This is a genomic window from Methanobacterium paludis (genome assembly GCF_000214725.1).
In the GTDB taxonomy this organism is placed as follows: domain Archaea; phylum Methanobacteriota; class Methanobacteria; order Methanobacteriales; family Methanobacteriaceae; genus Methanobacterium_C; species Methanobacterium_C paludis.
Genome location: NC_015574.1, coordinates 1,556,344 through 1,578,037, shown reverse-complemented (window position 1 = coordinate 1,578,037; position 21,694 = coordinate 1,556,344). Strand labels below are relative to the sequence as shown.

The 21,694-nt window shown below is 37.6% G+C and carries 33 protein-coding genes and 2 tRNA genes; all 35 read left to right on the top strand.

The window, feature by feature from the left end:
• Window positions 1-3 precede the first annotated feature (3 nt).
• The 35 genes from rplX (at window position 4) to mvk (ending at window position 21,515) form a co-directional block, all read left to right on the top strand.
• A complete protein-coding gene (gene rplX / locus MSWAN_RS07245; protein ID WP_013825974.1) occupies window positions 4-357 on the top strand; it encodes a 50S ribosomal protein L24 in 354 nt (117 codons plus the stop codon).
• Window position 358: 1 nt separating this feature from the next.
• Window positions 359-1,087, top strand: a complete 729-nt coding sequence (locus MSWAN_RS07240; RefSeq protein WP_013825973.1) for a 30S ribosomal protein S4e — start codon at window positions 359-361, stop codon at window positions 1,085-1,087.
• Between the two features lie 2 nt (window positions 1,088-1,089).
• Window positions 1,090-1,596: a 50S ribosomal protein L5 gene (locus MSWAN_RS07235; RefSeq protein ID WP_013825972.1), complete on the top strand. Its 507-nt coding sequence runs from the start codon at window positions 1,090-1,092 to the stop codon at window positions 1,594-1,596.
• A gap of 8 nt (window positions 1,597-1,604) precedes the next feature.
• Window positions 1,605-1,748, top strand: coding sequence for a 30S ribosomal protein S14 (locus MSWAN_RS12490; RefSeq protein WP_013825971.1), 144 nt, complete (start codon window positions 1,605-1,607; stop codon window positions 1,746-1,748).
• A gap of 12 nt (window positions 1,749-1,760) precedes the next feature.
• Complete coding sequence (locus tag MSWAN_RS07230) at window positions 1,761-2,153, top strand: 30S ribosomal protein S8 (protein WP_048188013.1); 393 nt, start codon at window positions 1,761-1,763, stop codon at window positions 2,151-2,153.
• 9 nt (window positions 2,154-2,162) lie between these two features.
• A complete protein-coding gene (locus MSWAN_RS07225; protein WP_013825969.1) occupies window positions 2,163-2,696 on the top strand; it encodes a 50S ribosomal protein L6 in 534 nt (177 codons plus the stop codon).
• A gap of 12 nt (window positions 2,697-2,708) precedes the next feature.
• On the top strand, window positions 2,709-3,053 hold the full coding sequence (locus tag MSWAN_RS07220) for a 50S ribosomal protein L32e (protein ID WP_013825968.1): 345 nt from the start codon (window positions 2,709-2,711) through the stop codon (window positions 3,051-3,053).
• A 455-nt stretch (window positions 3,054-3,508) separates the two neighbouring features.
• The gene (locus tag MSWAN_RS07215) at window positions 3,509-3,955 is read left to right on the top strand and encodes a 50S ribosomal protein L19e (protein WP_013825967.1); all 447 of its coding nucleotides are present in this window, start codon (window positions 3,509-3,511) and stop codon (window positions 3,953-3,955) included.
• 14 nt (window positions 3,956-3,969) lie between these two features.
• On the top strand, window positions 3,970-4,551 hold the full coding sequence (locus MSWAN_RS07210; protein ID WP_013825966.1) for a 50S ribosomal protein L18: 582 nt from the start codon (window positions 3,970-3,972) through the stop codon (window positions 4,549-4,551).
• Window positions 4,551-5,195 carry a 30S ribosomal protein S5 gene (gene rpsE / locus MSWAN_RS07205; protein ID WP_013825965.1) on the top strand — a complete coding sequence of 215 codons (645 nt, stop codon included), beginning with the start codon at window positions 4,551-4,553 and terminating at the stop codon, window positions 5,193-5,195. Before MSWAN_RS07210 ends, rpsE begins: the two co-directional genes overlap by 1 nt.
• Window positions 5,196-5,210: 15 nt before the next feature.
• On the top strand, window positions 5,211-5,669 hold the full coding sequence (rpmD, locus tag MSWAN_RS07200) for a 50S ribosomal protein L30 (protein WP_013825964.1): 459 nt from the start codon (window positions 5,211-5,213) through the stop codon (window positions 5,667-5,669).
• Between the two features lie 112 nt (window positions 5,670-5,781).
• Window positions 5,782-6,219 (top strand): uL15m family ribosomal protein, encoded by a 438-nt coding sequence (locus MSWAN_RS07195; RefSeq protein ID WP_013825963.1) that lies wholly within the window; start codon window positions 5,782-5,784, stop codon window positions 6,217-6,219.
• A 122-nt stretch (window positions 6,220-6,341) separates the two neighbouring features.
• Window positions 6,342-7,694, top strand: a complete 1,353-nt coding sequence (gene secY, locus MSWAN_RS07190) for a preprotein translocase subunit SecY (RefSeq protein WP_173361661.1) — start codon at window positions 6,342-6,344, stop codon at window positions 7,692-7,694.
• Window positions 7,695-8,252 (top strand): adenylate kinase, encoded by a 558-nt coding sequence (locus MSWAN_RS07185; protein WP_013825961.1) that lies wholly within the window; start codon window positions 7,695-7,697, stop codon window positions 8,250-8,252. It abuts the gene before it with no gap.
• Window positions 8,253-8,479: 227 nt separating this feature from the next.
• Window positions 8,480-9,043 (top strand): EMC3/TMCO1 family protein, encoded by a 564-nt coding sequence (locus tag MSWAN_RS07180; protein ID WP_013825960.1) that lies wholly within the window; start codon window positions 8,480-8,482, stop codon window positions 9,041-9,043.
• A gap of 239 nt (window positions 9,044-9,282) precedes the next feature.
• On the top strand, window positions 9,283-9,549 hold the full coding sequence (locus MSWAN_RS07175) for a 50S ribosomal protein L34e (RefSeq protein ID WP_013825959.1): 267 nt from the start codon (window positions 9,283-9,285) through the stop codon (window positions 9,547-9,549).
• On the top strand, window positions 9,549-10,079 hold the full coding sequence (gene cmk, locus MSWAN_RS07170) for a (d)CMP kinase (protein ID WP_013825958.1): 531 nt from the start codon (window positions 9,549-9,551) through the stop codon (window positions 10,077-10,079). The genes MSWAN_RS07175 and cmk overlap by 1 nt, the downstream gene beginning before the upstream one ends.
• Complete coding sequence (locus MSWAN_RS07165) at window positions 10,067-10,297, top strand: 50S ribosomal protein L14e (RefSeq protein ID WP_013825957.1); 231 nt, start codon at window positions 10,067-10,069, stop codon at window positions 10,295-10,297. Before cmk ends, MSWAN_RS07165 begins: the two co-directional genes overlap by 13 nt.
• Before the next feature lie 63 nt (window positions 10,298-10,360).
• Window positions 10,361-11,323 carry an RNA-guided pseudouridylation complex pseudouridine synthase subunit Cbf5 gene (locus tag MSWAN_RS07160; RefSeq protein WP_013825956.1) on the top strand — a complete coding sequence of 321 codons (963 nt, stop codon included), beginning with the start codon at window positions 10,361-10,363 and terminating at the stop codon, window positions 11,321-11,323.
• A 286-nt stretch (window positions 11,324-11,609) separates the two neighbouring features.
• A tRNA-Ser gene (locus MSWAN_RS07155) sits at window positions 11,610-11,694 on the top strand.
• Between the two features lie 343 nt (window positions 11,695-12,037).
• On the top strand, window positions 12,038-12,505 hold the full coding sequence (locus tag MSWAN_RS07150; protein ID WP_013825955.1) for a 30S ribosomal protein S13: 468 nt from the start codon (window positions 12,038-12,040) through the stop codon (window positions 12,503-12,505).
• A gap of 56 nt (window positions 12,506-12,561) precedes the next feature.
• On the top strand, window positions 12,562-13,116 hold the full coding sequence (locus tag MSWAN_RS07145) for a 30S ribosomal protein S4 (RefSeq protein ID WP_013825954.1): 555 nt from the start codon (window positions 12,562-12,564) through the stop codon (window positions 13,114-13,116).
• Window positions 13,117-13,150: 34 nt separating this feature from the next.
• Window positions 13,151-13,543: a 30S ribosomal protein S11 gene (locus MSWAN_RS07140; protein WP_013825953.1), complete on the top strand. Its 393-nt coding sequence runs from the start codon at window positions 13,151-13,153 to the stop codon at window positions 13,541-13,543.
• Between the two features lie 39 nt (window positions 13,544-13,582).
• Window positions 13,583-14,380 (top strand): DNA-directed RNA polymerase subunit D, encoded by a 798-nt coding sequence (locus MSWAN_RS07135; protein ID WP_048188367.1) that lies wholly within the window; start codon window positions 13,583-13,585, stop codon window positions 14,378-14,380.
• A gap of 2 nt (window positions 14,381-14,382) precedes the next feature.
• The gene (locus MSWAN_RS07130; RefSeq protein WP_013825951.1) at window positions 14,383-14,745 is read left to right on the top strand and encodes a 50S ribosomal protein L18e; all 363 of its coding nucleotides are present in this window, start codon (window positions 14,383-14,385) and stop codon (window positions 14,743-14,745) included.
• A gap of 33 nt (window positions 14,746-14,778) precedes the next feature.
• Window positions 14,779-15,201: a 50S ribosomal protein L13 gene (locus MSWAN_RS07125; protein ID WP_013825950.1), complete on the top strand. Its 423-nt coding sequence runs from the start codon at window positions 14,779-14,781 to the stop codon at window positions 15,199-15,201.
• An 18-nt stretch (window positions 15,202-15,219) separates the two neighbouring features.
• Window positions 15,220-15,621, top strand: a complete 402-nt coding sequence (locus tag MSWAN_RS07120; RefSeq protein ID WP_013825949.1) for a 30S ribosomal protein S9 — start codon at window positions 15,220-15,222, stop codon at window positions 15,619-15,621.
• 11 nt (window positions 15,622-15,632) lie between these two features.
• Entirely contained in the window at window positions 15,633-15,800 is a 168-nt protein-coding gene (locus MSWAN_RS07115; protein WP_013825948.1) for a DNA-directed RNA polymerase subunit N, read from the top strand.
• 14 nt (window positions 15,801-15,814) lie between these two features.
• Window positions 15,815-15,977: transfer RNA gene (locus MSWAN_RS12675), tRNA-Gln, on the top strand.
• 170 nt (window positions 15,978-16,147) lie between these two features.
• Window positions 16,148-16,321: a DNA-directed RNA polymerase subunit K gene (locus tag MSWAN_RS07110; protein ID WP_013825947.1), complete on the top strand. Its 174-nt coding sequence runs from the start codon at window positions 16,148-16,150 to the stop codon at window positions 16,319-16,321.
• A gap of 145 nt (window positions 16,322-16,466) precedes the next feature.
• Window positions 16,467-17,723 carry a phosphopyruvate hydratase gene (eno, locus tag MSWAN_RS07105; RefSeq protein WP_013825946.1) on the top strand — a complete coding sequence of 419 codons (1,257 nt, stop codon included), beginning with the start codon at window positions 16,467-16,469 and terminating at the stop codon, window positions 17,721-17,723.
• Between the two features lie 130 nt (window positions 17,724-17,853).
• A complete protein-coding gene (locus MSWAN_RS07100; protein ID WP_013825945.1) occupies window positions 17,854-18,042 on the top strand; it encodes a 4Fe-4S dicluster domain-containing protein in 189 nt (62 codons plus the stop codon).
• Between the two features lie 194 nt (window positions 18,043-18,236).
• Window positions 18,237-18,833 carry a 30S ribosomal protein S2 gene (gene rpsB / locus MSWAN_RS07095; protein WP_013825944.1) on the top strand — a complete coding sequence of 199 codons (597 nt, stop codon included), beginning with the start codon at window positions 18,237-18,239 and terminating at the stop codon, window positions 18,831-18,833.
• 399 nt (window positions 18,834-19,232) lie between these two features.
• Complete coding sequence (locus MSWAN_RS07090; protein WP_013825943.1) at window positions 19,233-20,093, top strand: MEMO1 family protein; 861 nt, start codon at window positions 19,233-19,235, stop codon at window positions 20,091-20,093.
• A gap of 444 nt (window positions 20,094-20,537) precedes the next feature.
• Window positions 20,538-21,515: a mevalonate kinase gene (gene mvk, locus MSWAN_RS07085; RefSeq protein ID WP_048188009.1), complete on the top strand. Its 978-nt coding sequence runs from the start codon at window positions 20,538-20,540 to the stop codon at window positions 21,513-21,515.
• Window positions 21,516-21,694 lie beyond the last annotated feature (179 nt).

The window sequence follows — 21,694 nt, the reverse complement described above, 5'->3', positions numbered from 1 at the left end:
AATATGTCAAAACAGCCAAGGAAACAAAGGAAACTCATTTATAAGGCACCTTTACATATACGCCACCAATTAATAAGCGTCAATCTCAGTGAGGAGCTCAGGGAAAGATATGGAAGAAGATCTCTTCCTGTAAAATTCGGAGACACTGTTAAAGTGATGCGTGGCGATTTCAAGGATCATGAGGGAAAGGTCGAAAAGATCGATCTTAAAAATTTAAGAATAATGGTTGAGGGAGCATCACTTCAAAAACCTGATGGAAACAAAATTTACCATCCAATACACCCTTCAAACCTTATGTTAATTGAATTGGACCTTGATGATGAAGAAAGAAATAATATACTAGAAAGGAAGGGATAGAATGGCAAAGATGGGATCAAGAAAACATCTAAAACGTTTTAAATCACCAGAGCACTGGCCAATACACCCAAAAGAAAATAAATGGACTGTAAAACCAAGTGCAGGCCCACATTCAATTGAGGAATCATTACCATTACTTATCATAGTGCGAGATATTCTCAAAGTGGCTGAAAATTCAAGGGAAGCAAAAATAATCATCGGTAACGGTGATATTCTTGTGGACGGCCGTGCAAGAAAAGATTACAAATTCCCAGTGGGATTCATGGATGTAATCGAAATACCAAAATCTGAAAAAGTTTACAGAATATTACCAAATCACAAAGGTAACCTAGTTCTTTATCCTATAACCAAGGAAAATGCAGAATTTAAACTCTGCAGAATTGAGGATAAAACCACAATAAAAGGTGGTAAAACTCAGCTCAACCTCCACGACGGAAGGAATTGCCTTGTTGAAAAAGAATACAAATCAGGGGATGTTGTTGTGGTTGAAGTTCCGGAACAGACAGTTACGAACCACATTAAATTTGAAAGTGGTACAATTGGTCTTATAACCGGTGGTAAACACATAGGTGAACTTGGTAAAATTAAAGAAATAAACGTAACACGATCATCAAAATCAAATACTGTTTTAATTGAAACAGATGATAAAAAAACTTTCCTGACACTTACGGACTACGTTTTTGTCATAGGAAAAGACAAACCTGTTATTTCACTTCCCGGAGGTAACTAGATATGAACCCAATGGAACAGGTGAAAATAAACAAGGCCACAGTTAACATAGGTGTTGGAGCTGCTGGTGAAGAACTTGCAAGGGCTGAGAAGCTTCTTACAAATATCACAGGTCAAAAACCTGTGCGTACCTACTCCAAAGTCACAAACCCCGAGTTTGGGATAAGGAGAGGACAGCCAATAGCCTGTAAAGTTACACTTAGGAAAGATAAAGCCGTAAGCACAGTTAAACTAATACTTGAAGGTATCGATAAGAAGATCAAAGCAAGTCAGTTTGACAGACAGGGTAATGTTTCATTCGGAATACACGAACATATAGACATCCCTGGAATGCGTTACGACCCAGATATTGGTATATTTGGAATGGATGTTGCTATAACCTTTGAAAAACCGGGTTATAGAATAAGAAGAAGAAAAATTCAGAACAAGAAAGTTCCAACCAAACACCAAGTCAAAAAGGAAGAAACCATGGAATTCATGAAGGAAAAATTCCAGGTTATTTTAGAATAGGTGATAAATTGCCAAGAAAATACGGAAAAGCATCAAGAAAATGTAGTAGATGTGGGGATCACTCTGCACTTGTGAGAAGATACAATCTTATGCTTTGCAGACAATGTTTCAGGGAAATTGCATCCCGAATAGGATTTAAAAAATATAACTAAGAGGTGTTATGAGTGACTCTTATGGATCCTCTCGCAAACGCTCTTACAAACATGAGGAACAATGAGGCACAGGGAAACAAGAGATGCAAAATCTCCCCTGCTTCCAAAATGATCGGTCATGTTTTAAGGACAATGCAAAAAGAAGGATATATCGGTGAATTTGAATTTGTTGACGATGAGAAGGCAGGGCAGTTCATCGTTGAACTCGAAGGAAACATCAACAAATGCGGCGTAATAAAGCCAAGACACGCTGTCAAAAAAGACGAATTTGAAAAATTTGAGAAGAGATACTTACCATCCAAAAACTTTGGAATAATGATAGTAACAACCCCTGAAGGTGTAATGACCCACAGGGAAGCCAAAGAAAAAGGAATCGGTGGTAGACTCCTTGTATACGTTTACTAAGGTGATAAAATGGCTCAATTAGCAATTCTAAGGGAAGAAATACCTATCCCGGAAGGAATAGATGTCACCATAGCAGATGAGGTGACTGTTAAAGGATCAAAGGGACAGTTATCCAGAAAATTCAACCACAAAAGTGTTGTCATAACAAAAGAAGATGGCAACGTTGTGCTTGAAGTTAAATTCCCTAAAAAGAAAGATAAAGCAATGTTAGGAACCATAAAATCCCACATAACTAATATGATCGTAGGATTGACAGAAGGTTTTACCTACCATATGAAAATAGTTTACGCTCACTTCCCTATGACTGTGAAAGCTGCTGGAAATAAAGTTACAATAGAAAATTTCCTCGGTGAAAGACACCCAAGATCAGCAAAAATCTTAGGGGATGCGAAAGTCCAAGTTAAGGGTGATGAAGTGACAGTAACTGGAATAAGTAAGGAAGATGTCGGACAGACCATGGCAAACCTAGAACAGGCTACAAAAATAAGGGGAAGAGACCCGAGGGTTTTCCAGGATGGAATATACCTTGTAGGTAAGGAATAAGGCGGTGGTCCAATGAAAAAACCAACAAAACCAAAGTTTAAAAGACAGGAATATTTCAGGTACAAAAAACTTGGGGACAAATACAGGAAGCCCAAAGGAAAAACAAGTAAGAGGAGACGGTACGAGGCAAGAAAACCTGCAATGGCCTCAATTGGTTACGGATCTCCAAAAACTATGAGGGGACTTCATCCTTCAGGATACCAGGATATACTTGTCCGTAACATGACAGATCTGGAAAAACTGGAACCAGCTACACAGGCTGGAAGGATCAGCTCCACAATTGGTAAAAGAAAAAAAGAATTAATGCTCGAGAAAGCAAAGGAACTTGGAATAAAAATTCTAAATAAAGGGCTTTAAACTCCAAAAGAGTTTAAGGAAATTATTTTTTATTTCAATCTTCTATTAAATCTTTATTTTCCAAATAACCATATTTCACAACTTTAATTTGGATAATATGGCTGGAAATAAGGATTAAGTATTGAAATAAAATGGAATAACCAAGAAACCAAGCAGCATTGACGAAGACATTGCAAACGGGACAAAAGGGTGCAATCATCGAATGCGCGATGACTGCAAGAAAAGAAAAAAAAATCGTAAATTTTTTTACGATAGGAGAGATTCCAAAATCCTGCAAACCCCTAGAAATGGAAACTAAAAAGACTCAAAGTTAAAAATGTTCAATAAATCTAAGTTCACTATTAAAAGAATTTAGAAAAAGAATAATTTGAGAAGGTTTTCAACAAATTTCAAACAGGTTTCAGGTGTAAAATTTTGATCAAACTTTCAAAAAAGTTTGGTTTGGAGGTTTCTTTATGAATCTTACTACTCAAAAGAGATTAGCTGCAGACATACTCAAAATCGGAGTAAACAGGGTTTGGATAGATCCTGAGAGTGTGGAAGAAGTATCAAGGGCTATAACTCGAGAAAGTGTAAAACAGCTCATAGACAGTGGAGCTATAAAAGCAAAACCTAAAAAAGGTATAAGCAGCTACAGATCAAAGAAAATAGCGGAACAAAAGAAGAAAGGAAGAAGGAAAGGTAGAGGTAGTATAAAAGGAGCTAAAGGGGCTCGAAATCCAAAGAAACAAGCTTGGATGACTACCATCAGGTCTTTAAGAACAGAATTAAAAGATATGCGAGAGAACAGGGACATAAATAAAACCACCTACAGGAAGCTGTACAGAATGGCTAAAGGTGGTGCCTTCAGAAGCAAATCTTACATGAAGACCTATGCAAGGGATCATGACTTGCTCAGATAGAGGGGGGAATTATATTGGCACAAGGATCAAGATATAAACTGGCATTTAAAAGAAGAAGAGACGGAAAAACCGATTACAAAGCCAGATCAAAACTTGTCGGTTTAGATAAATCAAGACTTGTTGTGAGGATCACAAACAATCACACAATAGTGCAGATCATAAACGTTACACAGGATGGGGATGAAACAGTAGTTTCAGCACATACCAATGAACTTAAAAAACAAGGATGGCTTGGAAGCGGTAAGAACACTTCCGCAGCTTATTTAACTGGATTCCTCTGTGGTAAAAAAGCACTGGAAGCAGGAGTAGACGAAGCTGTGCTTGACATTGGCTTAAAATCCTCAACAAAAGGTGCAAGAGTATTTGCAGCACTTAAAGGGGCAGTTGATTCGGGACTTTACGTTCCACACGGTGACGCGATTTTACCTGCAGATGAAAGAATAAGGGGTGAACACGTTGCAGCATACGCTGAATCCCTGAGTGACGAAGAAGTTAAACAAAGGTTTTCAAAGTACATCAAAAACGGTTTATCTCCAAAAGACCTCCCTAATCACTTTGAAACCATAAAACAAAAGATTGAGGAAGGGGTATCATAATGAATAACTACGATAAAGAGGAATGGGAACCCAAGACCGAACTTGGTCATATGGTGAAGGAAGGCAAAATAACAGATATTGATGAGATATTTGATAAAGGCCTCCCAATAATGGAACTCGGCATAGTAAACACACTGCTTCCAGACCTTGAGGAAGAGGTCATGGATGTTAACCTTGTTCAGAGGATGCATAAATCTGGTCGTAAAGTCAACTTCAGAGTAATTGTTGCAGTTGGTAACAAAAACGGCTATGTTGGACTCGGACAGGGAAAAGCTAAAGAGGTAGGCCCTGCAATAAGAAAAGCAGTTGACAACGCCAAATATAATATCATCAAAGTTAGAAGAGGCTGCGGTGATTGGGGTTGTGTCTGTGGAAGGGAACACACAGTACCATTTAAAGTTGAAGGAAAAATAGGCAGCGTTCGTGTAACCCTCATACCTGCTCCAGGTGGAGTTGGACTTGCAATAGGAAACGTTGGAAAAACCATCCTAGGACTTGCAGGTATAGATGATGTATGGTCCCAGACAATGGGCCAGACCCAGACAACCATAAACTTTGCTGGTGCAGTTTTCGAAGCATTAAAACAGCTAAGCATGGTAAAAGCAACCAAAAAAGATCTCAAAAACCTCGGAGTAACAATATAATCAAGGGTGATATGGATGATAGCAGCAATAAGAATAAGGGGTACAACAGGAATAAATAAAGACATAGCAGATACCCTAATGATGATGAGACTTAACCAAATAAATCATGCAGCTCTCATTAAGGAAAACCCCAGTTACACAGGAATGCTTCAAAAAGCAAAAGATTACATAACCTGGGGCGAGATCGATGCTGAAACATTATCTCAAGTTATAGCAAAAAGGGGAAGGCTTTCTGGTGGTAAGAAAGTTACAGATGAATACCTAAAAGAAAACACTGATTTCGATTCAATTGAAGAATTTTCAAAGGCAGTCGTGGATTCCAAAGTAACTCTGGATGACGCTGGAATAAAACCTGTGTTCAGACTTCACCCCCCAAGAAAAGGCTATGAACATACCCGAACATCATTTAAAGAAGGCGGAAGCCTGGGATATAGAGGAGAAAATATAGTTGAGCTTATAATGAAAATGATCTAAACTTTGAATGTTTGTTCAAAAGTAGATCATTAAAGATCTTTTAGATCTTTTTAATTTCTAAAACTCAAAACCTATAAAAAATCTCAATTCAGAAACTCATTTAGGTGATTATATGATAAGAAAAACAAGGAAGATAAGAAAGTTACGAGGCTCAAGAACAGTCGCTAAAGGTTGTTCCAAGAAAAATAGGGGAGCTGGTAACAAAGGTGGAAAAGGGTTAGCTGGAGGTCACAAACACCACTGGACCTGGATGGTTAAATTCGATCCAAACCACTTTGGAAAATATGGTTTCAAAAGGCCACAAGGAAGTGTCTTCAAATTCAACCCTATAAATCTGGACTATCTGGATGAAAAGTCGGAAGAACTTGTTGAAAAGGGTTTAGCAACTAAAGAAAACGATAAAGTTGTTATAAACATAACTGACCTCGGATACAACAAAGTACTTGGAAAAGGAAAGTTAACAAAATCATTAATTATCAAATCCCCCAAATTTTCCGAGACAGCTGCTCGAAAGATTGAAGAAGCTGGAGGAGAAGCAGTAACCCTTTAATTAATTCTTTATATTAGAAGAATTAGAATATTATAAAAAGATTGTTTAGAAAATTAATTTAAGTTCTCTTAAAGTTCTTAAATTTTTAAATCTTTTCTAAAAAATTTTTGGGCAAGGAGTGAATTTCATTGTTGAAAGAAACGCTGCAACCAATTTTTTCATTAATTCCCCAGGTTAGATCTCCAACTTACAGGGTACCCTTTAAGGAGAAGCTTAAGTGGACTGGAGTAATCCTGATATTATACTTCTTACTAACGGTGGTACCCCTTTTTGGGCTAAGTTCCACTGCTGTTGACACATTTTCACAGTTAAGAGCTGTGATGGCCGGTAACTTTGGTTCTATTGTTACTTTAGGTATTGGACCCATAGTTTCAGCTTCAATTATTCTACAGCTTCTTGTTGGAGGTAAGATACTAAATCTTGACCTTTCAAAACCAGAAGATAAAGCATTTTTCCAGGGAACTCAAAAACTCCTTGCAATAATATTCACTTTGTTTGAGGCAGGTGTACTTGTACTAACCGGCGCACTTGCCCCGGCATCAACAGATATGACGTGGATACTCATACTTCAGATAACCATCGGTGGGATACTCATAATATTCCTTGATGAAGTGGTATCAAAATGGGGATTCGGAAGTGGTGTAGGATTATTCATTGCGGCAGGAGTGTCTCAAGAAATAATTGTTGGATCATTAAATCCATTATCTTCAGCAACGTCTCCCGGAGTTCCTGCAGGAGCAATCCCTCATTTTCTATACAGCCTCACAACTGGACAGCCAAACTTCGATCTTCTGATCCCAGTTTTTGCAGTTATCGTTGTCTTTTTGATAGTTGTATACGCGGAAAGTATGCGTGTGGAAATACCTCTCTCATATGGAGGAGTTAAGGGTGCAAGAGGAAAATATCCTTTGAAATTTATATATGCAAGTAACATGCCAGTTATACTTACAAGCGCACTTCTTTTGAACGTGCAGCTTTTCGCAAACGTGTTCCAAAAAATTGGACACCCAATACTTGGAACGATATCCAACGGTCAGGCTGTAAACGGACTCGCATATTTATTAACACCACCCACAAGTTACTCCATAATATTTACAGATCCATTAAAGGTGCTGTTCTATGGTGTGATTTTCATAGCATCTTGTATACTATTTGCAGTCCTGTGGGTTGAACTGAGTGGAATAGGACCTAAACAGGTTTCAAAACAACTCCATGGGATGGGAATGCAGATCCCAGGGTTCAGGAGCAGCAGGGCACAATTTGAAAAGATACTTAAAAAGTACATACCTGCCATAACAGTACTTGGAGGTGCTTTTGTGGGTCTTCTGGCCTTTGGAGCAGACCTCACAGGTGCATTAGGTGGAGGTACAGGTGTTTTACTTACAGTTGGTATTGTGTACAGATTATATGAAGAAATAGCTCAAGAACAGTTAATGGACATGCATCCAATGTTAAGGAAGTTTTTAGGTGATTAAATGAAATTAGTCGTAGTTGCAGGAATTCCAGGATCTGGAAGCACAACAGTATTAACAAAAGCATTAGAAGATCTTGACTATCTACACATAAACTACGGAGATGTTATGCTTGAAATAGCCAAGAAGGATGGTCTTGTGGATGATAGGGATGCAATGAGGAAACTCGCACCCCAAGTCCAGAAGGAAATCCAGAAAAATGCTGCAAAAAGTATAAAAGAAAGATCAAAGCAAAGTAACATAATCGTTGACACGCACTGCACCATAAAAACACCAAAAGGATTTTTGCCAGGACTTCCAAAGTGGGTACTTGACGAACTCCAACCTGACATGTTTGTGCTTTTAGAAGCAGACGGCGACGAGATATTAATGAGAAGAATAAAGGACACAACACGTATAAGGGATATGGAAAAATTAATGGACATAAAACTCCATCAAGAGATGAATAGGGCTGCTTCAATGGCATATGCGGTGCTTACGGGTGCTACAGTTAATATCATAAAAAATCATGATAATAAACTGGAAGAATCAGTTGAAGAGATGATAAATACCTTGAAATGATTGTAAATGAATATTTTATATAGTGAGTGTTCAAATAATATGAGTTCTAAATCATTAAATAATTGAGTTTTAAATGATTATTGAATAAATAAGATGAACAATAAAAGAAAGATGAACAATAAAAAATGAACACTTCATTTATTATCATTTATTAAACCATTTGAAATTTATTAACTCATTGAATTAATAGGTCATTTGGTTATTAATGGATATTGAGAGGAATAAAAATGTTTGAAATAATATATCAAGCTTTAGACGCTGTATTCGGCCCGCTTATCTACATGGATCCAAATCCGAACAATCCAATCTTTGCGATATTCATTATCGCCACCATAGTTGCCTTCATCATCACCCTTGCAAACAAACTTCTGGTCGACCAAGACCGGCTGCATTTTTTGCAACAGGAAATGAAAGGCTTCCAGCAGGAAGCTATGCAGGCTCAAAAATCAGGTGACCCAAAACGCATGGCAGATATGCAAAAAAAACAGATGGAAATGATGGGTCAGCAGAAGGAAATGATGTTCATGTCCTTCAAACCAATGATAGTGACATTCATTCCAATCATCCTGGTATTCTACTGGATGGCACAGGAACCACATATAACCCATCTTGTCCTAAATTTACCCACATTTGCATATTACATACTTCTGGTTCCACTTTTCCATATGTTCTACCATCCAAATCCTGGAACTCCTTTGATGTCTATAGGATGGTTAGGATGGTACATTCTCGTGTCATTTGCAATGTCATTAGTATTCAGGAAATACCTGGGACTTAAAGGAGCAATGTAATCAGTTTATGTTTATTTGCAGGTAAAGCAATGAAATTTAATGGAAGTTTAGGGAGTTAAAAATTCAATTTTTATGGGATTGAAATTTGATTTCATAATTTTATGAGATTGAATTTGATGGAAATTCATTTTCATTCCATATTTCCTAAAATTTTATATTTCTTAAAAATTAATGTAAATTAATGTTTAATTTGCTTTATTAACTTGCTTTATCAAAAATTAAATAAGGAGATGTATAACATGCCTGAATTAAGATACAGATCTAGATCATACAAAAGAACATTCATAAAAACCCCTGGAGGAAAAACAGTACTCCACTACAAGAAGAAAATGCCCTCAAAACACATTTGTGCAGAATGTGGCAAACAACTTCACTCAGTACCAAGGGGAAGACCATACCAGATAAGAAAACTTTCAAAATCAAAGAAAAGACCTAACAGGCCATACGGCGGATATCTCTGTTCAGAGTGTGCCCGTAAACTCTTCAAGAAAGAGGCAAGGTCCTGATGATCATAACCATCGGTGGATTGGCAGGAAGCGGCACTACAACCGCATCAAAGATCCTGTCAGAAAAGCTGAGTATCCCCTACATATCTGCAGGTGACATCTTTCGTCAGATGGCTGCTGAAAACGATATGGATATTCTGGAGTTCGGTAAATTCGCTGAAGGTAATGATGAAATAGACCTTGAAATAGACAGAAGACAGGCCAAAATAGCAGAAAAAAGCGAAAATATAATCGTTGAAGGAAGACTTTCCGCATACTTTGTGGAAGCTGACCTTAAGATATGGTTTGTAGCACCATTGGACGTTCGAACAGAACGTATATGCCAGAGGGAAAATAAATCCATTGACGTTGTTAAAAAAGAAATAATTACAAGAGGAGAAAGCGAAGCCAAAAGGTACCGTGAAATACACGGCATCGACATTGGAAACATGGAAGTATATGACGTTGTTATAAACAGTCACAGTTTCCAACCTGAAGGCATAGCTGACATTATCTTAAAAGTAACTGAGGTGATTTCATGCCAGCAATAGAAGTAGGAAGAGTATGTGTTAAAATAGCAGGAAGAGAAGCAGGCGAAAAATGTGTTATCGTTGAGATCATAGATGAAAAATTTGTTGAAGTCGTTGGTCCATCAATCAAAAACAGAAAATGTAACATAATGCATCTTGAACCTGTTGATCAGAAAATCGAGATAAAATCAGAAGATGTTGAAGAAATAAAAAAACAAGTTGAAGCAGCTCTTGCTTAAATCTGTTCTAAACGATGTTGTAATTAATTTAAAAGTAAGCAACGTCTTCAATAGGTCATTTTAATGGCAGATCTTCTCATAAAATCTGAAGGTGAGACAGACCCAGAATATGGTTCTACTCCCGAAGAAAGACTCATAAGAGATCATATCTCAATGGGTGTTGTGAACCTGGATAAACCAATGGGTCCAACATCCCATGAAATTGACTCATGGGTTAAAAAGATCCTTCATGTGGAGAAGACAGGCCACGGTGGAACCCTTGACCCTCGTGTTACAGGAGTTCTACCTATGGGCATTAACCAATCCACAAGGGTTATACAGATGCTCCTTGGAGCTCCCAAAGAATACGTTTGTCTTATGCGTCTTCATGAGATGATCGACGAGGCAGATATACGGGATATTCTCCAGGAATTTACAGGAAAAATATTCCAGCTGCCACCTTTAAAATCTGCAGTGAAACGAGAACTGAGGGTTCGAAGAATATATTATGTTAACATTCTGGAAATAGAAGGTCAGGATGTTTTATTCAGAATTGGCTGTGAAGGAGGCACTTACATCCGGAAGTACTGCCATGATATTGGTGAAGCTCTGGGTTGTGGTGCACATATGGCTGAGCTTAGGAGAACCATTTCAGGACCTTTTCATGATGATGAAACAATTAAAACCCTTCATGACATAACTGATGCATATCATGCATGGGTAGATGATGGGGATGAATCACAACTTCGTGATTGCATACTTCCAATGGAAAGTGCAGTTTCCCATCTTCCAAAGATTATTATAAGGGACTCAGCTGTTGATGCCATCTGCCACGGTGCAGATCTTGCAGCAGGTGGAATACTATCACTTTCCCAAGACATAGATAAAAAAAGTACAGTTGCAATCTTAACACTTAAGGGTGAACTGGTTGCAGCCGGTGAAAGTGTGGAAACAGCAGGTGTGATCCACAAATCAGATAAAGGAATAATGGTAAAAACCAAAAAGGTTTTTATGCAACCTGAAACATACCCAAAGATGTGGAAGTAAAAACTACTCTTTAATGTACTTTCAGAATCCAAACCGTAGAACCTCTAACAAATTTTAGGGGCGAGGCCAGTAAGATAAACGTTTTTAAAACGTTGAATGTAACTTTAAACCCTTACGGGGCTTTAAAATAGCTGTAGAAATTAAATGGCTAAAATAGCATGTAATATGTTATGATTTATTTAAAGCTCAGAAAGGATCGAAGCTCGTGATACGCGTGTTTCATTTTCATCTTATGGTCTCATTTCTTGGTCCGGATGAAAGGTTTAAAGGCGGTTTTTTTTCTTATGCCGGGATAGTCTAGCCTGGTAGGGCGCAAGACTGGAAATCTTGTGGAGCTTTGCTCCTCCTGGGTTCAAATCCCAGTCCCGGCGCTTATACAACATATCCAGTATATTAACCAAAGTTTAAACTAGAGTTAAACTGATACTTGATAAAACTTAGCGGTTGAAACAGATCTGGTAAACTAAAAACTCGTTGAAACTGTTTGTGTTTGTAGAAAACTTTTGAAATAAATTGAAATATGAGAAGTAATAAATATTTAAAAATAAATAAATAAAAACCTTTGATAATAAAAAAAAGTGAAATAGCAAATAAATTCTGCAAATAAGTTCAAGCGATTACAGTTTGTAAAACTTAAATGTAAAATTAATTTGGATATATGAAAATCATGTATATTACAATAAATTCAGGACACGATTCTTGGAGGTAAATAATATGGAAGAGGAATTTAAACACATGGTTCGTATTGCCAGAAGAGATGTTGATGGTAATAAAACAATCGAGAACGCTCTTGCAGATATAAAAGGTGTTGGAAGAGCTTTATCAATGGCAATATGCAAAACTGCGGGTTTTGATGCAGAACAGAAAATCGGATTTTTATCAGATGCTGAAGTTGTAAGGGTTGAAGAAGCTGTTAAGGATCCACAAAAGTACAACATCCCTGAATGGATGTTGAACAGGCGTAACGATTACGAAACAGGCGAAACAGTCCATCTAATTGAATCTGATCTTGTGATGAGTCTGAGGGATGACCTAAACAGAATGAAGAAGATAAGAAGTTACAAAGGAAAAAGACACGAAGTCGGACTTCCAGTAAGAGGTCAGAGAACCAAATCTACATTCAGGAAAGGATCATCTGTTGGGGTTAGAAGAAGAAGAGGAAAACCACAACAAGAACGGTAAAAAATACTTATTGAGGTAAACCGATTATATAAAAAAATTTAAAAGGAGACGATTATATGGGACATCCAAGAAAAGCGAGGAAGCAATACGATACACCATCACATCCCTGGAATGCAGATCGTATAAAAGAGGAAAATAAACTCGTCCAGAAATATGGGCTTAAAAACAAAAAAGAAATTTGGAAAGCATCAACCACTGTTAAAAGGTACCGAAGAGATGCAAGATACCTTTTGGGTACATCAACAGAAGAGCAGGGTATACAGGGTATAAATTCAGAGGGTAATCAACTTTTAGGTCACCTCATAACACTCGGAATACTAGCTGAATCTGCAAAACTTGAGGACATACTCGATCTTACAGTTGAGGACGTACTTCGCAGAAGACTGCAGACCATGGTGCACAAAACAGGACTTTCCCACACAGCAAAAGAGGCCAGAGTATTCATAGTTCACGGTCATATAGCTTTAAATGGTAAAAAGATAAACGCACCAGGATACATGGTCCGTAAAGCTGAAGAAGAACTTTTAGGATTTTATCCAGGTTCCGCTGTGGAAAAACAGCATAAAGAAGAAGCCCAAGCACGGGAAAAAGCTGCAGAAAAGACAGAATAAATTAGAAAGGAGAAATTAAGTTAGGTGATATAAAATGGCAGAAAAAGAGAAATGGGGCGTAGCTAACGTTTACTCATCCTTTAACAACACCATAATAACCGTAACAGATATAACTGGAGCGGAAACCATAACCCAATGGTCGGGTGGTAAAGTTGTACGTGCAGACAGACAGGAATCATCACCATTTGCAGCTATGGAAGCTGCAACTCGTGCGGCTGAAGATGTAAAGGAAAAAGGAATAATTGGATTACACATAAAAGTAAGAGCACCAGGCGGAAATGGGCCAAGAACTCCAGGTCCAGGTGCACAGGCAACAATAAGGGCCTTTGCAAGGGCAGGTATTAGAATAGGTAAAATTGAAGACGTAACTCCAATACCTCACGATGGTACAGGACGACCTGGGGGTAAAAGGGGTAGAAGAGTCTAAATGGGCATAAAACCGTCTAATAAACAAGAAGTGTCTAAAATGGATGTAACTATAAAAAATAAGGATGACAACCTATTGGTGTTTACAGTAGAAGGCGTTGATGTGCCTTTCATAAATGCCATAAGAAGGATCTGCACAGTGGAAGTTCCAACACTTGCAATCGAAGATGTGGATATCTACAAGAACGATGCAAAAATATTTGATGAAGCATTAGCACACAGATTAGGGCTTATACCACTTACCACAGATCTTGAATCAATGGTACTCGCATCTGAATGTGACTGCGAGGATCACTGCCCTCGTTGTAGTGTATCCTTACTTTTGAAAGAAAAAGGCCCAAAAACAGTTTACTCAAAGGACTTAAAGTCACAGGATCCTCAGTTGAAACCAACGTACGATACTATTCCTATCATGAAATTAAAGGATGGAGAAGAAGTTGAACTTGAGGCAATAGCACAACTTGGAATCGGACTTGAACACGCCAAATGGCAGCCAACAACAGCATGCGCATACAAGTACTACCCAAAAATAACAATTGACGCTGAAAAATGTGAATCATGCGCCAAATGTGTTGAAGAATGCCCAAGAGGAATACTTGAATTTGACGATGAAAACAATAAAGTAAACATCCTGGATATTGAAAACTGTTCCATGTGCAAGACATGTGTTAAAGGCTGTGAATCCGATGCAATTACAGTGGAAGGTCAGGAAGGCAAATTCATATTCAAAATAGAAACAGATGGATCACTACCCCCTGAAGAAGTTCTAACACGAGCTTGCGATATTCTATCAGGAAAAACAGATCAAATTATTGAATTTTGTGAAGGAGGAATTTAAGGATGGTGAAACTTACAAAGACAAACCCTAATCTTAAGAATATATTAGGGAGTCTTAAACGAAAATCAAACGAAGAAGATGTTGCGATATGGAAAGATGTTGCAAGAAGGCTTGAAAGATCAACACGAAGACAAGCTGAAGTCAACATATCTGACATAAACAGGCACACAGCCGCGGATGAAATAATCCTCGTACCTGGAAAGGTTCTTGGAAGCGGAATAATTGACCATAAGGTGCAGGTTGCAGCATTAAACTTTTCCAAAGCCGCCGCTGAGAAGATCATTATGGCCGGCGGAGAATGCATGGAAATCCTTGAGGTTGTCGATAAGAACCCCAAAGGAAGCGGAATAAAAATAATCGAATGATCAAAGGAAAAAAATAAAGGTTAGGTGTATCACATGATCATAGATGGAGAAGGACTCGTCATGGGAAGACTTGCAAGTGTAGTTAGTAAGAAACTTCTTTTAGGTGAATCCATAATAATCTTAAACGCTGAAAAAATTATAATATCAGGTTCAAAAGACTGGGCATATAAAAGATACAAACAGAGAGTTGACAGAGCTAGTCTCTCAAACCCAAGAGATATGGGTCCTAAATATCCAAGAAGACCAGATGACATTGTTAGAAGGGCTGTAAGAGGAATGATCCCTTACAAAACCACAACTGGAAGGGCTGCCTTTAAAAGGCTTAGAGTCTATGTAGGAATTCCAAAGGAATTTGAAGGAGAAGAAACCCAGCAAATACCTCAAGCCCAGCCAAAAAATATCACAAAAAGCGTTGAAGTTGGAAAAATTTCAACATTACTCGGATCAAAATTTTAAATGTAGAGGTCGTGTAACATGAAAAAGGTAATCCATACAAGTGGAAAAAGGAAAAGTGCTATAGCAAGGGGAAAAATCAAAGAAGGAAAAGGTAGAGTCAGAATAAACAGGAGTCCTGTCGAACTCTACAACCCTGAGCTAGCAAGACTAAAAATAGAAGAACCACTAAAACTTGCAGGTGACCTTGCAGACAAAGTGGACATAGATGTCAAAGTCATAGGCGGAGGCATAATGGGTCAGGCAGAAGCCGCCAGAATGGTAATAGCCAAAGGCCTTGTTCAGTGGACAGGTGACATGGAATTAAAAGAAAAGTTCACTCATTATGACAGAACCATGCTCGTTGGAGATCCACGCCGTACAGAACCTAAAAAATACGGTGGACCTGGAGCAAGAGCAAGAAAACAGAAAAGTTACAGGTAAGCTGATTAATCATGATCCCTGTAAGATGTTTAAGTTGCGGCAAAGTGGTATCCGCATATTTTGAGGAATACCAACAGAGAACCGCAGATGGGGAGGACCCAAAAAAAGTTCTCGACGATCTTGGAATCACAAGATACTGTTGTAGAAGAATGTTCATAACCCATGTAGAGGTGTGGTAACAAAATTGATGATAGGGGCCGTAGGGTAGCTTGGTCCATCCTCCCAGCTATTGAAAAAAATAACCAGATGGACCTGATCTCTAACGGGAAGGCCCTCAAATATTTCTTCGACTGGAACGGGGATGTGGTCAAAACACCGAAATGCTGGAGACCCGAGTTCAAATCTCGGCGGCCCCATCTACACTTAATCTACACTTAATCTTATCATTTAATTGATAAAATCAAAATGTTTTTGATGAAGATCAACTAAATTTGATAAAAAATTCAAATCAACTCATTTAGGGTTTTAACCTTTGGTTTTAACCATTTAAATGTTGATAAGGATATAAAATAGGAGATAGATATTAATGCCAGCTAAAAAACTCACAAGGTTTGAAAAGGCAAGAGTAATAGGTGCAAGAGCTTTACAACTTTCCATGGGAGCAAAACCACAGGTTGATGTATCTGCTTCAATTGATCCAATAGATATTGCAACTTTGGAACTTAAAAAGAATAAACTACCCCTTGATGTCAAGAGGTAGAATAAATTTTTAATGTAAATTCCGAATATGTAACTAATTGTATAATATAAAATTGAATAAAATGGATAGTATAATATATACTAATAAAACGATCTAAGTCCAAACAACCTAATATAACCACTATTTTTTGAAAAGAGGTGTTTTTGTGGATAGCGTTATTGAAGACATTCGTGTTAGGAAAATTTTAGACAGCAGAGGCAACCCCACAGTAGAGGTGGATGTCATAACCTGGAACGGTTTTGGAAGAGCTGCAGCACCAAGCGGTGCAAGTACCGGGGCTCGAGAGGTAGTGGCATTTCCTGAAGGTGGAGTTGACAAAATAATAAGTGAAGTTGAAGATATAATCTCATCAGAACTTATTGGAATGGATGCAGAAGACCTGAACGAAATAGACCTTGTTTTAAAAGAGATAGACGGAACAGAAAATCTGGCGGCAATAGGGGGCAACACCACTGTGGCGGTGTCCATGGCAGTAGCCAAGGCAGCAGCATCATCCTACAACATGCCACTCTACAGATTCCTCGGTGGAAACATACCATGTGAAATACCATACCCACTGGGAAACATGATAAATGGAGGAGCACACGCAGGTAAAAATGCACCGGACATACAAGAATTTCTTGTAGTGCCAGTAGGTGCTGAAACAATTACAGAAGCAGTATTTACAAATGTAAATGTGCACAAAAAGATCAGAGAACTCATACAAGCCAAAGACAAATCATTCACAGGCGGTAAAGGAGACGAAGGAGGATGGGCACCCAACCTCACCAGTGAAGAAGCAATTGAAATCCAGGTTAAAGCCTGTGAAATGGTAAGCGACGAAACAGGTGTTCTTGTTAAACCATCACTTGACATGGCAGCAAGCGAACTATGGGACCCTGCATCTGAAGAGTACGTATACAACAGAGAAGGTGCAAGAAGAAGCACAGGCGAGCAAGTAGACTTTGTGGCTGATATCATTGACACATATGGTTACTTCTATGTTGAAGACCCAATTCGTGAAGGAGACTTTGCAGGATTTGCAGAACTCACAAAAAAATCCGGTAAAAAATGTTTAATCTGCGGAGACGATATTTTCGTAACCAACAAAGATATCCTTGCTGAGGGAATCGAAGCAGGTGCCGGTAATGCAATTATAATAAAGCCAAACCAGATAGGAACTCTAACAGACACCTATAAAACTGTTGAGCTTGCAAAAAACAATAAATATGTACCTGTAGTATCCCACAGATCTGGTGAGACAACAGATGATACCATAGCCCACATGGCAGTGGCATTTTCATCCCCAATCATTAAGACAGGAGCTGTTGGCGGTGAACGTATAGCCAAACTCAACGAGCTTGTCAGGATTGCTGAAGAAATGACAAATCCAAAAATGGCTGATATCAACAAATACAGGTAAATAAAGAATAAATCATTAAAACTACAATAAATTGAAGAGATTCAGAATAACTTTGATTTAAGATTAATCTAAGGGGCACTGATTAAGGAGCACTGATACAGGTTAAGACAGAATTAGAGGAGAATTTAAAATGGTTAAAATAACAATCGACTACGACAAATGCGAAGGTGCAGACTGCGCAGAATGCACAGACGTCTGCCCAATGGAGATTCTTGTTCTCGAAGGGGATAAAATAGTTATAAAAAACAAGGAAGACTGCAGTCTCTGTGAAGTATGCATGGATGTCTGCCCAAATGAGGCAGTCAACGTAGAAGAGTAGAATTGTGGATGAAATCTTTAGATGAATCTCTACAATAACATAAAACTACAAATAAAAGTAGAACATAAAATTGAACTAAAAAAAAACTTATAAATAGATTTTATGGATTACCTAACAATTAAAATTTGTTTAACACATTTAAAATAAAGGATAATCTCTAAAATCATTAAAATAATTTTAAATGAGGTGTTAAGTTGTCAGAATTACTAATTCCATTGGATAAATATTTAGCAGCAGGTTTACACATAGGTACACAACAAAAAACAAAGGATATGGAGCGCTACATTTACAGGGTAAGAGCAGACGGTCTATACGTACTTGATGTTAAGAGAACAAACGAAAGGATAATGTCTGTAGGTAAATTCCTTGCAAAATTCAACCCAGACGATATACTTGTTGTATCAACAAGACAGTATGGTCAGGCACCTGTCAAAAAATTCGGAGACATCACAGGAGCTAAAACAATCCCTGGAAGGTTCATACCAGGAACATTAACCAACCCAAATTACGCTAAATTCATAGAACCTAAAGTTCTAGTTGTCACAGACCCAAGATCTGACTCACAGGCAATAATTGAAGCAAAACAGATAGGAATACCAGTAGTTGCATTATGCGACACAGAAAACCTCCTTGGAAATGTTGATATTGTTATACCAGTGAACAACAAAGGAAGAAAAGCCATAGCACTTGTATACTGGCTCCTTGCAAGGCAGACACTCAGGGGAACCGGTGCACTTGCAGAAGATGAAGAACTTGATGTCCTTCCATCAGACTTTGAACTCAAAATATAAGACCAGAATAAAGACACAGAAACTCTTAATTAATCAATAATTAAGTTTTCTGGGTTAATTTTTGTTTAATATTGCAGTTTAAGTAATTCAAGGATATTAAAGGACAAATATTGAAGGTTAATTAATCTTTAATTAATTAATCTTAAATTAAGGACTAAAATAGGTTTTAGATATCACATGGCTAAATGGCCTGCAGATAAAATATCAAAGACCAAGTTCTTATAAAAATTAAGGGATTTAAAATGGTGTTGACGATTAGTTAATGTTTAAATTTGACAATTTAACTAATATTTAAAAATTTTAATCTTTCAATACCATAAAAAAAATTATTAATTCTTGAGATCTTATAATATAGATCAAGGACTTAATGATTTTTAAAAAAAGAAGGGCAGTGATTTTATGATAAGAAAACCTGCAGTTGCAGGACTTTTTTATGAAGTAGATCCTGATTCTTTAAATGAACAGATAGAATGGTGCTTTAAAAGCCAGATAGGTCCTGGCAAAGTTCCAAAGAAAATAGGAAATAAAAGGAACATTACTGGTGTTATAGCCCCACACGCAGGCTATATCTACTCTGGACCTGTGGCCGCACACTCCTACTACAAAATAGCTGAAGATGGTTTTCCAGAGACCTTCGTGATACTCTCCCCCAACCACACTGGGCTGGGTTCCGGTGTGTCAGCCATGACAGAAGGAGCATGGGAAACACCCCTGGGAAACGTGGAAATAGACGAAGAATTTGCCCAGAATCTGGTAAGAAATACTAGTATAATGGATTCAGACCCATCAGCACATATGCAGGAGCACAGTGCCGAAGTGCAGATCCCATTTTTGCAGTACCTAAAAAATAAGTACTTGGAAAAGGATTTTAAAATTGTTCCAGTGTGCATGTGGATGCAAGATATTGAAACAGCCATGGAAGTGGGTATTTCAATTCAAAAAACCGCAGAAGATCTTGGTAGAGATGTGGTTGTAATTGCAAGTACAGACTTCACCCACTACAAACCCCAAGATATTGCCCACGACGGCGACATGCAGGTTATAGATGCAATAACATCCATGGATGAAAATCTCATGATGGCCAGAGTATCAGCACTTGATGTCACAATGTGTGGATACGGACCTGTGGCAGCCACAATGGTAGCATCAAAATTGAGGGGAGCCGACAGGTGCGAATTCGAAAAATATGCAACCAGCGGTGATGCAACAGAGGATTATAACTCAGTTGTCGGATACGCTTCGCTAGTGTTCTTTAAATAACCTGAAAATCGTATAATCTAAATCGTACGATTGAACTAGATAACATTTTGAACCAGATAAAATAAGAATTTTTAATTGGATTTATATTTGACTGAAATAGTTGGAAATGAAATTTGAATAAGAAAAGTAGATAAGAATACATAATAGTTTAAAAGCTTATAATCCCTATATTAATTTAATAATTTCAATTTGGATAATTTATAACTAAAACTAATAAAAATATCCTATTTAAAATAATTTTTAGACTTGAAATAGAATTTACAAATAGAATTTACAATAGCTACAAGTTAAGTACCTATAAATCAAATAGATTTATAGATGAATCAGGTTCACAGAAGAATCAAACTTAAAAATCATCAAAATAAATCACAAATTCACACTCATAAATCATTTATCATAAATATCCCAAAAATTTTCAAATTCGCGATCATAGGTGAATCTTTCATGCAGGTTACAGCATCAGCACCAGGAAAGGCAATTCTTTTTGGTGAACACGCTGTAGTCTATGGAAAACCAGCCATTGCTGTTGCAGTAAATAAAAAAGCATATGTAACAGTCCAGAAACGTGAAGATGAAAGAATACATGTGGATATTAAAGATCTTAAATTATCAGGATATATTGATCCTGAAAATAACGAAATAGAAATTGAAAGTCGAGAAAACTCGAAAAAAGGTATTTTAAATTATGTACTGAGTGCTGTGAAAATGGTTCATGGATCTGCTCAGGGAATGGAGATTCAAATTAACCTTGACATCCCCATTGGAGCAGGGCTTGGATCATCAGCCGCTGTTACTGTTGCAACAATTGCAGCAGTTTCAAAATTCAATAACATGAATCTTTCAAAGGATGAAATAGCTGAATATGCCCATGATGTTGAACTTGAAGTTCAGGGGGCTGCAAGCAGAATTGACACCACTTTAAGCACATACGGTGGTGTGATATACCTTTCAAAAAATGCTGAAGATATCGTACCCCTTGAAATAAACTGGAACATTCCATTAGTTATAGGATGCACCCAGGACAGGGGAAACACAGGAGAACTTGTTGAATCGGTGAGATTGAAAAGAGAAGGTTATCCTGAGGTTTTAAATCCAATATTAAATGCTGTTGAAGCTCTTACAAATGATGCAGTCATATCCCTACAAAAAAAAGATGAAAAAAAAATAGGGGAACTTATGAACATCAACCAGGGGCTTCTCGATGCCATGGGCGTTAACACCACAGAGCTTTCCAGAATGATCTACCTTGCCCGGAAATCCGGAGCCAAGGGTTCAAAGATAACTGGAGCTGGTGGTGGTGGCAGTATCATAGCCTACTGCCCTGGTAAAATCGAAGAAGTAACATCAAACCTCAATACAATTGAAAAAGCTTTCAATGTGGAGATATCAAAAGAAGGCGTTAGAATCGAGGTCAATGATTAAAACCAATTCAGATTAAACTAAATTAGATTGAATTAAATATAGATTGAATAGTAATGGATGTTGAATAAAGAAAGAAATGAAGTTGAATAATAGAACGAAGTCGATGAAGTTACAAAGAATTTGTAAACTCAAAGAACTTTGTAAAAATAATAAATTAAAACAAAACTGAAAATTTGATA

Excerpts from the sequence above, each read along its gene's own strand:
- rplX (WP_013825974.1), top strand. The coding sequence starts at position 4 with ATGTCAAAACAGCCAAGGAAACAAAGGAAACTCATTTATAAGGCACCT.
- MSWAN_RS07240 (WP_013825973.1), top strand. The coding sequence starts at position 359 with ATGGCAAAGATGGGATCAAGAAAACATCTAAAACGTTTTAAATCACCA.
- MSWAN_RS07235 (WP_013825972.1), top strand. The coding sequence starts at position 1,090 with ATGAACCCAATGGAACAGGTGAAAATAAACAAGGCCACAGTTAACATA.
- MSWAN_RS07225 (WP_013825969.1), top strand. The coding sequence starts at position 2,163 with ATGGCTCAATTAGCAATTCTAAGGGAAGAAATACCTATCCCGGAAGGA.
- MSWAN_RS07220 (WP_013825968.1), top strand. The coding sequence starts at position 2,709 with ATGAAAAAACCAACAAAACCAAAGTTTAAAAGACAGGAATATTTCAGG.
- MSWAN_RS07215 (WP_013825967.1), top strand. The coding sequence starts at position 3,509 with ATGAATCTTACTACTCAAAAGAGATTAGCTGCAGACATACTCAAAATC.
- rpsE (WP_013825965.1), top strand. The coding sequence starts at position 4,551 with ATGAATAACTACGATAAAGAGGAATGGGAACCCAAGACCGAACTTGGT.
- rpmD (WP_013825964.1), top strand. The coding sequence starts at position 5,211 with ATGATAGCAGCAATAAGAATAAGGGGTACAACAGGAATAAATAAAGAC.
- MSWAN_RS07195 (WP_013825963.1), top strand. The coding sequence starts at position 5,782 with ATGATAAGAAAAACAAGGAAGATAAGAAAGTTACGAGGCTCAAGAACA.
- MSWAN_RS07185 (WP_013825961.1), top strand. The coding sequence starts at position 7,695 with ATGAAATTAGTCGTAGTTGCAGGAATTCCAGGATCTGGAAGCACAACA.
- MSWAN_RS07180 (WP_013825960.1), top strand. The coding sequence starts at position 8,480 with ATGTTTGAAATAATATATCAAGCTTTAGACGCTGTATTCGGCCCGCTT.
- MSWAN_RS07175 (WP_013825959.1), top strand. The coding sequence starts at position 9,283 with ATGCCTGAATTAAGATACAGATCTAGATCATACAAAAGAACATTCATA.
- cmk (WP_013825958.1), top strand. The coding sequence starts at position 9,549 with ATGATCATAACCATCGGTGGATTGGCAGGAAGCGGCACTACAACCGCA.
- MSWAN_RS07165 (WP_013825957.1), top strand. The coding sequence starts at position 10,067 with ATGCCAGCAATAGAAGTAGGAAGAGTATGTGTTAAAATAGCAGGAAGA.
- MSWAN_RS07160 (WP_013825956.1), top strand. The coding sequence starts at position 10,361 with ATGGCAGATCTTCTCATAAAATCTGAAGGTGAGACAGACCCAGAATAT.
- MSWAN_RS07150 (WP_013825955.1), top strand. The coding sequence starts at position 12,038 with ATGGAAGAGGAATTTAAACACATGGTTCGTATTGCCAGAAGAGATGTT.
- MSWAN_RS07145 (WP_013825954.1), top strand. The coding sequence starts at position 12,562 with ATGGGACATCCAAGAAAAGCGAGGAAGCAATACGATACACCATCACAT.
- MSWAN_RS07140 (WP_013825953.1), top strand. The coding sequence starts at position 13,151 with ATGGCAGAAAAAGAGAAATGGGGCGTAGCTAACGTTTACTCATCCTTT.
- MSWAN_RS07135 (WP_048188367.1), top strand. The coding sequence starts at position 13,583 with ATGGATGTAACTATAAAAAATAAGGATGACAACCTATTGGTGTTTACA.
- MSWAN_RS07130 (WP_013825951.1), top strand. The coding sequence starts at position 14,383 with ATGGTGAAACTTACAAAGACAAACCCTAATCTTAAGAATATATTAGGG.
- MSWAN_RS07125 (WP_013825950.1), top strand. The coding sequence starts at position 14,779 with ATGATCATAGATGGAGAAGGACTCGTCATGGGAAGACTTGCAAGTGTA.
- MSWAN_RS07120 (WP_013825949.1), top strand. The coding sequence starts at position 15,220 with ATGAAAAAGGTAATCCATACAAGTGGAAAAAGGAAAAGTGCTATAGCA.
- MSWAN_RS07115 (WP_013825948.1), top strand. The coding sequence starts at position 15,633 with ATGATCCCTGTAAGATGTTTAAGTTGCGGCAAAGTGGTATCCGCATAT.
- MSWAN_RS07110 (WP_013825947.1), top strand. The coding sequence starts at position 16,148 with ATGCCAGCTAAAAAACTCACAAGGTTTGAAAAGGCAAGAGTAATAGGT.
- MSWAN_RS07100 (WP_013825945.1), top strand. The coding sequence starts at position 17,854 with ATGGTTAAAATAACAATCGACTACGACAAATGCGAAGGTGCAGACTGC.
- MSWAN_RS07090 (WP_013825943.1), top strand. The coding sequence starts at position 19,233 with ATGATAAGAAAACCTGCAGTTGCAGGACTTTTTTATGAAGTAGATCCT.
- mvk (WP_048188009.1), top strand. The coding sequence starts at position 20,538 with ATGCAGGTTACAGCATCAGCACCAGGAAAGGCAATTCTTTTTGGTGAA.